This window comes from Pseudomonas rustica (genome assembly GCF_018336155.1).
GTDB classification, from domain to species: Bacteria; Pseudomonadota; Gammaproteobacteria; order Pseudomonadales; family Pseudomonadaceae; genus Aquipseudomonas; species Aquipseudomonas rustica.
This window is the reverse complement of record NZ_JAGYHF010000004.1, coordinates 197,541-210,509: the sequence shown is the minus strand read 5'-3', so window position 1 is coordinate 210,509 and position 12,969 is coordinate 197,541. Positions and strand designations below refer to the sequence as shown.

The window sequence follows — 12,969 nt, the reverse complement described above, 5'->3', positions numbered from 1 at the left end:
TTAGAGTCGTCGGCACGCACTGGCAACCCCCGGATAAAAACACCATGACTCGCCCAAGATTTTTGCCCGATAACTTCACCCTGACGCTGATCGGCGTTGTGCTACTCGCCAGCTTTCTGCCAGCAAGCGGCCAGGTCGCGGTCGGTTTTGGCTGGCTGACCAACATCGCCATCGCGCTGCTGTTTTTCCTGCATGGCGCCAAGCTTTCCCGCGAGTCGATCATCGCCGGCGCCGGTCACTGGCGTTTGCATCTGTTGGTGTTCGGCCTGACCTTCGTGCTGTTCCCGCTGTTGGGCCTGGCGCTGAAACCGCTGCTGTCACCGCTGATCGGCGACAAGCTGTACATGGGCATGTTGTACCTCTGCGCCTTGCCGGCCACGGTGCAGTCGGCGATTGCCTTCACCTCGCTGGCGCGGGGCAATATCCCGGCGGCGATTTGCAGCGCGGCGGCCTCGAGCCTGTTCGGGATCTTCCTCACGCCGTTGCTGGTGACGCTGTTGCTCAACGTCCACGGGGACGGCGGCTCGACGCTGGATGCGATCCTCAAGATCAGCGTGCAATTGCTCCTGCCGTTTATTGCCGGACAGATTGCCCGCCGCTGGATCGGCGCGTGGGTCGGCCGCAATAAGAGCTGGTTGAAATTCGTTGATCAGGGCTCGATTCTGCTGGTGGTGTACGGCGCGTTCAGCGAGGCGGTCAATGAAGGCATCTGGCATCAGATTCCGCTGATCGAGTTGCTGGGACTGGTGGTGGTTTGCTGCATTTTGCTGGCGCTGGTGCTGGTGGCCTCGACGCTGTTGGGCAAGGCGTTTGGCTTCAATCAGGAAGACCGCATCACCATCCTGTTCTGCGGCTCGAAGAAGAGCCTGGCCACCGGGGTGCCGATGGCCCAGGTATTGTTTGCCGGCAGCACGATTGGCGTGTTGATTTTGCCGCTGATGTTGTTCCATCAGATTCAGTTGATGGTCTGTGCGGTGTTGGCGCAGCGTTATGCGAAACGGCCGGAATCAGTGCCGGAATTGATGGCGCAAGTGGATCCGTGAGCTGACACCTCACGCCCGAACGCACGAATCCTTGTAGGAGCCGTGCCTGCTCCCACAGGGACTTGTGGCGTATGCGGATGCATTGACTAGCACAGAATCAAAGTGGGAGTGGGCTTGCTCACGAAGGGGGCAGTGCATTCAACATGGATGTTGGCTGAGCAGACGCTTTCGCGAGCAAGCCCGCTCCCACAGGGTTTTGTGCCGTATACAAAATCCGCGGCACATCACAAATCATTGTAGGAGTGAGCCTGCTCGCGATGGCGTTGTGTCAGCCATCTTCTTCGGCACAGACACTGCGCTATCGCGAGCAGGCTCACTCCTACAGTTTTGTTTATTACTGGGGGCTGTTGAACTGGTCGGAATAGCTGCCAGTCATCAATGCCGACGCAACGCGATCAGAACCCACGCCAACGCGAGAATAGGCGAGACGGTTGGCGTTTAAGCGATCTGTGCCGTCGGATGCCACGGCATTCGCGCCGACGTGATCTGCGCCGTCTGCTGCCACGGCATTCGCGCCGACGTGATCTGCGCCGTCTGCTGCCACGGCATTCGCGCCGACGTGATCTGCGCCGTCTGCTGCCACAGCGCTCGCGCCGACATGATCAGAGCCGTCAGCAGCCACAGCATTCGCGCCGACGTGATCGGAGCCGTCAGCAGCGACGGCACCCGCGCCGACGTGATCAGAGCCGTCAGCAGCAACGGCACCCGCGCCGACGTGATCTGCGCCGTCAGCAGCCACTGCACCCGCGCCGACGTGATCGGAACCGTCAGCAGCCACGGCATTCGCGCCGACGTGATCTGCGCCATCAGCAGCGACCGCACCCGCACCAACATGATCCGACCCATCCGCCGCCACCGCTTGCGGCTGTCCGGCCCAGACTCCGGGCGCCACGATTGTTGCCGCTACTGCGAATACAACGCCTGACAAAAGCTTGTGATTCATGATCTTCTCCACGACCCGTCAGCTACAACGCAGTTGAGTGATGTCCGTTCGATTTACTGACTCGGGTCTAGCTGGTTGGCGATTGGCACGGGCGCACCGTCGGGGTGCACGGGTGTCGGCGATTTGAACGACTCAGCGAAGGCAACTGAACCAGTATAGATGGGCATTTGCCGGCCATTGGCCGGCGGGACGAAGGGTGAGGGGATAGTCGTTTCGCTTCCTTGCAGCCACGCGCAAAAAAGAAATCCGTCTAAAAACACTGAACCGGTTTGCGCAGGCTTTGCTAGGCTCAATGATGTAGGCGAAGACGCAGACTGATGCGCAATCGGATAGCAAGGAAACGTGGGGCGCGTTCCGAAGGGTTCACGGTTAGAAAGATCTCCGCGCTGAGATCCAGCCCTTATGCCGTGTGAAGCAGCTGAGACCGTTACTTTCACCCTGGTCCAGTACTGTGAGACTCCCGATAAACCTTGTAAGCCAGAGACCAGCACTGGCCGCCTACTCAAACACCAAAGCCCGCCCCGTGCGGGCTTTGTCGTTCTCCACAGTTCTCCCTTGTACCCCTGTGGCGAGGGGATTTAGCGAAACGTCGCACCGCCCCGTTGGGCTGCGAAGCAGCCCCCCTCGACAATTTCGAATCAAACCCCAAGACTTACATCCCAGCCAAAGCCTGCAACAAATCCCCCCGCAGATCCTCAACATCCTCAACCCCCACCGACAGCCGCACCAACCCGTCACCAATCCCGAGTTTAGCCCGCGTCTCAGCCGGAATCGTCGCATGCGTCATGATCGCCGGATGCTCGATCAAACTCTCCACGCCGCCCAGACTTTCCGCCAACGCAAAGATCTTCACATTCTCCAAAAACCGCCGCGCACCGGCCAGATCACTATTCAGATCAACAGAAATCATCCCGCCAAAACCACGCATCTGCCGCTTGGCCAACTCATGCTGCGGATGCGACGGCAGCCCCGGATAGTAGACACGTTTAACCTGCGGCTGCTGCTCCAGCCACTGCGCCAGCTCCAGCGCATTGCTGCAATGACGCTCCATGCGCAGCGCCAAGGTTTTCACCCCGCGCAAGGTCAGAAACGCATCGAACGGCCCGGCAATCGCCCCGACGGCGTTTTGCAGAAAACCCAGTTTCTCTGCCAGTTCAGCGTTCTGCCCAACCACGGCAATCCCGCCAATCACATCGGAGTGGCCGTTCAAATACTTGGTGGTTGAGTGCAGCACGATGTCGAAACCCAACTCCAGCGGCCGCTGGATATAGGGGCTGGCGAAGGTGTTGTCGGCCACGCAAATGATCCCGCGTGCGCGGCAGATACGCGCAATCTCGGCCAGATCCGACAGGCTCAGCAGCGGGTTGGTCGGCGTCTCGACCATGACCATCCGCGTGTCGTCCTGCAATGACGCTTCGAACGCCGACAGATCCGCCAGGTCGACGAAGCTGAAACGATGCCCGGCGCTGCGCTGGCGCACCTTGTCGAAAAGACGGAACGTGCCGCCGTACAGATCGTTGCCGGAAACAATGTGCGAGCCGGCATCGAGCAATTCCAGCACCGTCGAAATTGTCGCCAGCCCTGAAGCAAACGCAAACGCCCGCGTGCCACCTTCAAGATCCGCCACGCAACGCTCCAGCGCGAAGCGCGTCGGGTTGTGCGAGCGGCCGTAATCGAAACCTTTGTGCACGCCGGGGCTGTCTTGCAGGTAGGTGGAGTTGGCGTAGATCGGCGGCATCAGCGCGCCGGTGGTCGGATCCGGTTCCTGCCCGGCGTGGATCACCCGGGTCGCGAAGCCTTGGGATTTAACGTCGTGCTGACTCATGCGAGGGATCTCCGTAATTGGTTGAGCATGTCGACGCGGGTGATCAGGCCATGGAAGCCGGAGGCGTCGGCGATGATGGCGACGAGGCCACGGCTGAGCACGCTTTCCAGCTCAGCCAGATCGGCGTTCGGCGCGAGGGTTTGCAGCTTGTCGGTCATGGCGCTGGTCACCGGTTTGCGGAAGTGCGCGGCATCCTCATGGACGCCGAGCAGGATGTCCGACTCATCGATCACGCCGACCAGTTGCTTGCCGTCGATCAACACCGGCAACTGCGAAACGTCGGCCAGGCGCATGCGCTGGAAGGCGGTCAGCAGGGTGTCGTCGGGGCCGACGCTGATCACCCGGCCATCTTCAAAACGACGGGCAACCAGGTCGCGCAAGTCGCCATAACCTTTGCGTTTGAGCAGGCCCTGATCGGTCATCCATTGATCGTTGTAAACCTTCGACAGATAGCGCGTGCCGGTGTCGCAGACGAAACTGACTACGCGCTTCGGCTCGGTCTGTTCGCGGCAATAACGCAGCGCGGCGGCGAGGAGGGTGCCGGTGGAGGAACCGCCGAGAATGCCCTCGGCCTTGAGTAATTGACGGGCGTGATCGAAGCTTTCTTCGTCGCTGATCGAGTAGGCGTGGCGCACGCTGGAGAGGTCGGTGATCGACGGAATAAAATCTTCGCCGATGCCTTCCACCGCCCATGAACCGGGCGTTGGCAGGCTGCCGTCGCGGCTGTATTGCGCCATGACCGAGCCGACCGGATCGGCCAAGACCATTTCCAGATCCGGTTGCACGCGTTTGAAGAATCGGGTCAAACCGGTCAGCGTGCCGGCCGAGCCAACGCCCACCACAATCGCGTCCAGATCATGTTCGGTCTGCGCCCAGATCTCCGGCGCGGTGCTGCATTCGTGGGCCAGCGGGTTGGCGGGGTTGTTGAATTGGTCGGCGAAAAACGCGCCGGGAATGTCTTTCGCCAAACGCGCGGCGACGTCCTGGTAATACTCGGGATGGCCCTTGCCGACATCGGAGCGGGTGATGTGCACCTCGGCGCCCATGGCTTTCAAATGCAGGACTTTCTCGGTGGACATTTTGTCCGGCACCACCAAAACCACCCGATAACCTTTGGCGCGGCCGACCAGTGCCAGGCCCAGACCGGTGTTGCCGGCCGTCGCTTCGACGATGGTGCCACCCGGTTGCAGACGGCCATCGCGTTCAGCGGCGTCGATCATTGCCAGGCCGATGCGATCCTTGATCGAGCCGCCGGGGTTCTGTGATTCGAGTTTTAGAAACAGCGTGCACGGCCCGGTATCAAAGCGGGTCACTTGCACCAGCGGGGTGTTGCCGATCAGCCCAAGTACGGCAGGGCGGGATTCCTTTGACATGTCTTCACCTCGGTGTTGGTGATTGATCGCGTTCCATTCGCGCAGAAGATGCTCGCAAGCAACATAGGCCCGGTTGGCACCTCTCGCAACCCCGATCCCCGTAGGAGCTGCGGAACGCTGCGATCTTTTGATGTTGGTTTTTGAAGGGCAAGATCAAAGGATCGCAGCGTTCCGCAGCTCCTACAGGGGGGTGGGTGATCATGAAGATTTCTTGTGATGATCAGGATTATATTGAGTTTGATTCACTTGCGACCGATGCCGACAATGCCCGCCATCAACAAGACATTGGAGTTGTTTGTTATGGCACTCGCCCATTCCCTTGGATTTCCGCGCATCGGTCGCGACCGCGAACTGAAAAAAGCGCAAGAGGCGTTCTGGAAAGGAGAACTGAACGAAGCGGGCCTGCGTGACGTCGGGCGGGAACTGCGCAAAGCCCATTGGGACTTGCAGAAGAACGCCGGCATCGAGTTGTTGCCGGTCGGCGATTTCGCCTGGTACGACCAGGTGCTGACGCACTCGCTGATGTTCGGTGTGATCCCGGAGCGCTTCCGTCCGCACGACGGCAAAGCCAGTCTGCACACCCTGTTCGGTATGGCGCGTGGCGTCAGCGACAGTTGCTGCGGCGGTGCTCACGCCCAGGAAATGACCAAGTGGTTCGATACCAACTACCACTACATCGTCCCGGAATTCAGCGCGGATCAACAGTTCCAGTTGGGTTGGGAACAGTTGTTCGAAGAAGTCGAAGAAGCCCGCGCGCTGGGGCACAACGTCAAACCGGTGATCATCGGCCCGCTGACCTATCTGTGGCTGGGCAAGGCCAAAGGCGCCGATTTCGACAAGCTCGATTTGCTCGATCGTTTGTTGCCGCTGTACGGGCAGATCTTCTCGCGCCTTGCTGCTCAGGGCGTGGAGTGGGTGCAGATTGACGAGCCGATTCTGGTGCTCGATCTGCCTCAGGAATGGAAGAACGCATTCGAGCGCGCCTACAACCAGATTCAGCGTGATCCATTGAAGAAACTGTTGGCCACGTACTTTGGTGGCTTGGAAGAAAACCTTGGTCTGGCGGCGAATCTGCCCGTCGACGGTTTGCACATTGATCTGGTGCGTGCGCCGGAACAGTACCCGACGATTCTTGATCGTCTGCCGGCGTATAAAGTGTTGTCGCTGGGTGTAGTCAACGGCCGTAACGTCTGGCGCTGCGATCTGGAAAATGCCCTTGCGACTTTGCAGCATGCGCATGAGCGTCTGGGTGATCGCTTGTGGGTGGCGCCGTCCTGCTCGCTGTTGCACAGCCCGGTGGATCTGGGCCGTGAAGACAAGCTGGATGCCGAACTGAAAAGCTGGCTGGCCTTCGCCGTGCAGAAGTGCGAGGAAGTGGCGGTTCTGGCTCAGGCGGTTAACGAACCGGAAGCGCCGCGCGTGCTGCGGGCATTGACCCAGAGCCGTTCGGTGCAGGCTGCGCGTGCTGCATCGCCACGCATTCACAAACCGGCGGTTCAGGCGCGTGTGGCGGCGATCACTGCCAAGGATAGTCAGCGTCAATCGTTGTTTGCCCAGCGTATCGCCAAGCAGCGTGCCGGGCTCGATCTGCCGCTGTTTCCGACCACGACGATCGGTTCGTTCCCGCAGACCGCATCGATTCGTCTGGCTCGGCAATCGTTCAAGCAAGGCAAGCTCAGCGAAGCCGAATACACCGAGGCGATGCACAGCGAAATCCGCCACGCGGTGGAGATTCAGGAGCGTTTGGGTCTTGATGTGTTGGTGCACGGTGAAGCCGAGCGCAATGACATGGTCGAGTACTTTGCCGAACAACTCGACGGCTATGTATTCACCCGTTTTGGCTGGGTGCAGAGCTACGGTTCGCGCTGCGTGAAACCGGCGGTGATTTTTGGTGATCTGAGTCGTCCGAAAGCCATGACCGTCGAATGGATTCGCTACGCCCAGAGCCTGACCCGCAAGGTCATGAAAGGCATGCTGACTGGCCCGGTGACCATGCTGATGTGGTCGTTCCCGCGTGAAGACGTTTCGCGTGAAGCGCAGGCCCGGCAACTGGCGCTGGCGATTCGCGACGAAGTGGTGGATCTGGAAGCCGCCGGCATCAAGATCGTGCAAATCGACGAAGCGGCCTTCCGTGAAGGTCTGCCGTTGCGTCAGGCGCAGTGGCAGCATTATCTGGATTGGGCGACTGAAGTATTCCGTTTGTGCGCCTCGGGTGTGCGCGACGAAACGCAGATTCACACGCACATGTGCTACAGCGAATTCAACGACGTGATCGAGTCCATCGCGGCGATGGATGCCGACGTGATCACCATCGAAACTTCGCGCTCGGACATGGAATTGCTGGAGGCTTTCGAAGCTTTCGCCTACCCGAATGAAATCGGCCCGGGCGTCTACGACATCCACTCGCCACGGGTGCCGGATGCGTCAGAAATGACCAATCTGTTGCGTAAAGCGGCCAAGCGTATCCCGGCGGAGCGCTTGTGGGTCAACCCCGACTGCGGCCTTAAAACCCGCGGCTGGCCAGAGACCGAAGCGGCGCTGGTGCACATGGTCACCGCTGCCCGGCAACTGCGCAAAGAATTGGCCTGATCACAAAACCTGTGGGAGCGAGCCTGCTCGCGAAAGCGCTGTGTCAGCCAGCATTTTCGGCACAGACCCACCGCCATCGCGAGCAGGCTCACTCCCACAGGGAATTAGTGTTGATCACGGAACCGGGGATTACCACACATCCTTGTAGGAGCTGGCTTGCCAGCGATGGCGGCCTGAGAGCCGACCAATCTCTGGCAGAATATACCCAGTTCCAATTGTGGGAGTGAGCCTGCTCGCGAAGGCTGTAGGGTTCTTTCTGACTGCGTACATATCCATTCCTGCGGTAACGGCCGCTTAGGGTTCCGCCCTTACGGCGGGTCACCTTTTCCAGACGCCGAAAAGGTAACCCAAAAGGCTTTGCCCCAGCGTTCGGCCCGCTCGCTGGGGCTCGGGGTTCCTTCGTTACGGAATTCATCCGGGCGCATCGCCTACGGTTTGCTTCGCTGCACCTCCTCTCGATGCATTTGGCTGCGCCAAACGGTCGCTGCGCTCCCACCCCCGGATAAATCCCGCCACTCAGCCTTCCGACGGGGCGGGTAGATCAAAAGCTGCAGCCGAGCTTGCGCTCATCCTGCGTAGGAGCTGCCGAAGGCTGCGATCTTTTGATGTTGCTTTTGTTTTTGTAGGAGCAGAGATTGCTCGCGAAAGCGGTGTACCTGCAACGAAGATACTGAACCTGCCGCCCCCTTCGCGAGCAAGCCCGCTCCCACAGTTTGACTGCGTTGGCCAGAGGTAACGGGCTAGTCGGATTACTGTAGGAGCTGCCGAAGGCTGCGATCTTTTGATGTTGATCTTAAAAACAGATCAAAAGATCGCAGCCTTCGGCAGCTCCTACATGATCCTTGGGCATACCGGCTAGACTCATGCCATCGCGGCTCTCTCGCAGCAGGTGAAACGGGATGATCGGATTACAGAGGTGCCGGAGTCCGTTATGGGCCTGGCTCACGTTGGTAGCGATCAGCCTGACGTTGATCTCAGGCTGCTCGAACCGAAAGCACTATCCGCCATCAGGCGTCGGCGACAGTTGTTACGCCAAGGCATTACCAACGGTCGGCGAGGGCGGTCTCGCGTGGGGCTCCAGCCTGAACATGGCTCGCCAAAAATCCTTGAACAACTGCATCCGCTATGCCGGTCGTTCCGGTGGAACGCCGAACACCTGTCATGTGGTGTTGGCCAAGTGCAAGTAATCCCGGCCCACCTCTGCGCAGTGGGCCAGGCGGCAAATTACAGGCAGCTTTCCACAGTGTCCAAGTGCTTCCTGGATATCCAGCGATAGGTCGATGCGTAATATTTCGCCACCGAACCGGACGCATCAGGCTGAATATCAACGAAGTATGCCGAGCCCGTTGTGGCCACCGTAATCGCGCCTTTCTTGCCCGGTTCCTGAGTGGCCCCGGATCGGCCCTCGAACACCGAAAGGTTCTCCCAGCCATGCTGTACGCAGTCGGCAATTACCTTGACGGCTTTTTTCGAATGCAGCACTTGGCGCGGTTCCTCCTGGCGCAGTTCATTCATCGAGGGTGCCGCACAGCCTGTCAGTGACGCCAGCGTCAACACCCATAGGGCTGCCTTCATATGTTCTTCTCCCTGAATAATGGGGCTTTCTCCAGGCGCGACATACGGGATGCCGCGCCTGGAGAAAGCTTTGCGATGCCGCTCTCAGGCGCGCGTCTTACTGTTTTGCTTCGGCCTTCATTTTTTCAGCGATTTTTGCATCGACCGCCGCGCGGATCTGGTCAACGCTGAAGCTCGCTGGTTTCTGGCTAGGCGGGTAATCGACGAAGGTCTGCAGGAACGCTGCGGACTTGCCGACGGCCATTTCGGTCAGATAAACGTTTTTGGTCGTCCAGTCGTAGTACTGGTCGGAAACGATATCGGCACGTTCATACGGATCCATGCGCAGGTTGAAGATTTTCGGTACGCGCAGGCACACGAACGGTTCGCTCCAGACCTTGAAGCCGCCCGGTGCGCGTTGTTCGCAGAACACGGCTTTCCAGTTGCCGAAACGCATCGACACCAGCACGCCATCGTCGTTGAAGTAGTAGAACTCCTTGCGCTCACCTTTAGGGCTCTGGCCGGTCAGGTACGGCAGTTGGTTGTAGCCATCCAGATGCACTTTGAAACTGGTGCCACCGGAAGTCGGCGCCCAGCCTTTGAGTAGCTTGTTGGTGACATCGGTGTCACCCGCAGCGGCGAGCAGTGTCGGGAACCAGTCCAGACCCGAGAACAGCTCGTTGGACACTTCACCCGGTTTGATCTTGCCTGGCCAGCGAACCATTGCTGGCACACGGTAAGCACCTTCCCAGTTGGAGTTCTTTTCGTTGCGGAACGGTGTGGTTGCCGCATCGGGCCACGACCACTGGTTCGGGCCGTTGTCGGTGGTGTAAACCACGATGGTGTTATCGGTGATTTTCAGGTCATCGAGGGTTTTCAGCAGTTTACCGACGTCACCGTCGTGCTCGATCATGCCGTCGGCGTAATCGTTGCCCGGCATGCCGCTTTGGCCCTGCATTGAGTCACGTATGTGCGTAAACGCGTGCATGCGGGTGGTGTTCATCCAGACAAAAAACGGTTTGTCCGCTTTCGCCTGTTTCTCGATGAAAGCCTGTGCGGCGGCGGTGGTTTCGTCGTCGATGGTTTCCATGCGTTTTTTAGTCAACGCACCGGTGTCTTCGATTTTGCCATCGGCAAAGCTGTGAATGACGCCGCGAGGGGAGGTGGCTTTGACGAACTCCGGGTCATCCTTCGGCCAGTACGGACGCTCAGGTTCTTCTTCGGCATTGAGGTGATACAGGTTGCCAAAGAACTCGTCGAAACCGTGGTTGGTCGGCAGGTATTCATCCTTGTCGCCCAAGTGGTTCTTGCCGAACTGACCGGTCGCATAACCCTGGGATTTGAGCGCCTGAGCGATGGTGATATCGCGTTTTTGCAGGCCGACCGGTGCGCCGGGGATGCCGACTTTCGACAGGCCGGTACGTAGTGGCGTCTGGCCAGTGATGAAAGAAGATCGACCTGCCGTGCAGCTGTTCTCCGCGTAGTAATCGGTGAACATCATGCCTTCTTTGGCAATCCGGTCGATGTTTGGCGTTTTGTAACCCACCACGCCCATTGAATAGGCGCTGATATTGGTCTGGCCGATGTCGTCACCAAAAATCACCAATATATTGGGTTTCTCCGCAGCCATGGCCGAGGCTGAGATGACCGACGCTGCAACTAACGCAAACGTAGGTAACCACTTACTTAAATCAGTCATACCTACAACTCCTTTAGACAGGTAGTCCTTACGGACTTATGACGTGCCATCACTTTGCCCTCGTGCAAACTTTACGGAATGCCCGTTTCACCTTAGATGGCGTGGGTGTTTTCGCCTCCAGTGCGCGTGTCCAAATATGACATTTGCCCTCTGGCGAACCTCTGAAATCAAACCAAGTACTTGATGTCACGACAATTAATGCAGCCAATTAAGTTGCGACTTTTCTGACAGATAAAACTTCTCATCGACGCTTAACGTGCATTGATAATCCAGTCAGCGGCACGTTCGGCAATCATGATCGAGGCTGCATTGGTGTTACCGCCCACCAGGGTCGGCATGATCGATGCGTCAACGACGCGGAGCCCTTCGATCCCGTGCACGCGTAACTGACTGTCGACCACGGCGAGTTCATCGTTGCCCATCTTGCAGGTGCCGACCGGGTGGTAGATGGAGTCTGCACGCTGGCGCAGTAACTGGATCAGTTGCTCGTCCCCGTACAAGCCTTCGCTGAGCACATCTTTCAGACCGAAACGTGCCATGGGCGCTTGCTGGATGATCTCGCGGGCCATGCGGTATCCCGTCAGCAATGTCTCGACGTCATCGTCATGGCCTAGAAGATTTGGGTCGATGCGAGGCGGGGCGGTAGGGTCAATCGACTGCAAACCGACGCTGCCTCTGCTTTTTGGGCGCAGCACGCAGACGTGACAACTGAAACCGTGCCCCCAGTGCAATTTGCGGTTGTGGTCGTCGATCATCGCGATCACTGAATGCAACTGGATGTCCGGACGCGTCAGGCTGCTGTCGGTTTTCAGAAAAGCACCGCCTTCAGCGAAGTTGCTGATGAACGGCCCCCGACGATGCCTGACGTAATCAAGCCAGGCCTTGCCCATGTTGATGCCGCCGCTTACAGAGATGCCCATCAATGACGTATCGGGGCTTTTGTACTGGAGCACGACATCCGGATGATCCTGCAGATTCTGGCCGACGCCCGTAAGTTCGTGCAGAACCGCGATGCCTTGAGGTTTGAGCTCCTCTTGCGGGCCAATCCCCGACAGCATCAGCAACTGCGGGCTGCCAAAGGCGCCGGCACTGAGCAGAACCTCGCGCCGGGCCTTGATGGTTTGCCGGTCACCGTTGCGGCAAAGCGTGACACCGACGGCTTTTTTGTCCTCTAGCACAATGCGCTCGGCGACCGCCGACGTCAGCACGGTGAGGTTTTTGCGCGTGTGTCGAATCGGTTTGAGAAACGCGGTGGCCGTGCTCCAGCGTCGACCCTCGCGGATCGTCACGTCGTACTGGCCGATGCCTTCCTGATCGACACCGTTGAAATCCGCGTTGTAGCGGTGCCCGGCCATCTGACCCGCGTCGATAAAGGCCTGAGTCGCTGGATGTATCGGGTTTTTGCCGACGTACAGTTCACCGAGCGCGCCGTGCAGATCGCAGGCACCGCGGTAGTTCATCTCGCTCTTGCGAAAGTACGGCAGCACCTCAGCAAACGACCAGCCCGGATTGCCCTGCGCCTGCCAATCGTCAAAGTCCGTGTGATGGCCACGAATATAAATCATGCCGTTGATCGAACTGCTACCGCCCAGCGTCTTGCCCCGTGGTTGATAGCCGTAACGCCCGTTCAAGCCTGGCTGCGCAACGGTCTTGAACGCCCAGTTGACATGCCGCGTAGGCACTATCGCTGCGACGCCCACCGGTGCGTGGATCAGTGGTGAGCGGTCTTCAGGCCCTGACTCCAGCAAACACACCGTGACGTGCGGGTCTGTACTCAGGCGATTGGCCAGAACGCAACCGGCTGAGCCGGCACCGATGATTACGTAATCGAATTCCATTACAGAGCAATCCCGAGCGAGTGAGCAGTGGCCGCGTCGCGATGACGCAGCGGTAAGTACCCCGGGTTGATTGTTGGCTTGTAGGACAAGAAAATTATTGATCTC

The 12,969-nt window shown here is 58.9% G+C and carries 9 protein-coding genes; 3 read left to right on the top strand and 6 right to left on the bottom strand.

What is annotated here, in order from left to right:
* Nucleotides 1–44: 44 nt before the first annotated feature.
* A complete protein-coding gene (locus tag KFS80_RS08870) occupies nucleotides 45–1,043 on the top strand; it encodes a bile acid:sodium symporter family protein (protein WP_053121226.1) in 999 nt (332 codons plus the stop codon).
* A gap of 334 nt (nucleotides 1,044–1,377) precedes the next feature.
* On the opposite strand, the gene KFS80_RS26925 is transcribed toward KFS80_RS08870, so the two are convergent.
* From KFS80_RS26925 to KFS80_RS08855, 3 genes are all read right to left on the bottom strand, one after another.
* Complete coding sequence (locus KFS80_RS26925; protein WP_246541756.1) at nucleotides 1,378–1,986, bottom strand: heme utilization protein; 609 nt, start codon at nucleotides 1,984–1,986, stop codon at nucleotides 1,378–1,380.
* Between the two features lie 652 nt (nucleotides 1,987–2,638).
* A complete protein-coding gene (locus KFS80_RS08860; protein WP_212544568.1) occupies nucleotides 2,639–3,811 on the bottom strand; it encodes a cystathionine gamma-synthase in 1,173 nt (390 codons plus the stop codon).
* The gene (locus KFS80_RS08855; protein ID WP_053121219.1) at nucleotides 3,808–5,184 is read right to left on the bottom strand and encodes a pyridoxal-phosphate dependent enzyme; all 1,377 of its coding nucleotides are present in this window, start codon (nucleotides 5,182–5,184) and stop codon (nucleotides 3,808–3,810) included. The genes KFS80_RS08860 and KFS80_RS08855 overlap by 4 nt, the downstream gene beginning before the upstream one ends.
* A 300-nt stretch (nucleotides 5,185–5,484) precedes the next feature.
* Between KFS80_RS08855 and metE the strand changes: the two genes are divergently transcribed.
* Together metE and KFS80_RS08845 are read left to right on the top strand one after the other, a co-directional pair.
* Nucleotides 5,485–7,773 (top strand): 5-methyltetrahydropteroyltriglutamate--homocysteine S-methyltransferase, encoded by a 2,289-nt coding sequence (metE, locus tag KFS80_RS08850; RefSeq protein WP_212544735.1) that lies wholly within the window; start codon nucleotides 5,485–5,487, stop codon nucleotides 7,771–7,773.
* Between the two features lie 899 nt (nucleotides 7,774–8,672).
* Nucleotides 8,673–8,960: a hypothetical protein gene (locus tag KFS80_RS08845; protein WP_212544567.1), complete on the top strand. Its 288-nt coding sequence runs from the start codon at nucleotides 8,673–8,675 to the stop codon at nucleotides 8,958–8,960.
* A 37-nt stretch (nucleotides 8,961–8,997) separates the two neighbouring features.
* Here the strand turns inward: KFS80_RS08845 and KFS80_RS08840 are convergent, their stop codons facing one another.
* From KFS80_RS08840 to KFS80_RS08830, 3 genes are all read right to left on the bottom strand, one after another.
* On the bottom strand, nucleotides 8,998–9,348 hold the full coding sequence (locus tag KFS80_RS08840; RefSeq protein WP_212544566.1) for a hypothetical protein: 351 nt from the start codon (nucleotides 9,346–9,348) through the stop codon (nucleotides 8,998–9,000).
* Nucleotides 9,349–9,445: 97 nt separating this feature from the next.
* Nucleotides 9,446–11,026 (bottom strand): arylsulfatase, encoded by a 1,581-nt coding sequence (locus KFS80_RS08835; protein WP_053119536.1) that lies wholly within the window; start codon nucleotides 11,024–11,026, stop codon nucleotides 9,446–9,448.
* Between the two features lie 251 nt (nucleotides 11,027–11,277).
* Nucleotides 11,278–12,864 (bottom strand): GMC family oxidoreductase, encoded by a 1,587-nt coding sequence (locus KFS80_RS08830; RefSeq protein ID WP_212544565.1) that lies wholly within the window; start codon nucleotides 12,862–12,864, stop codon nucleotides 11,278–11,280.
* Nucleotides 12,865–12,969: the final 105 nt, after the last annotated feature.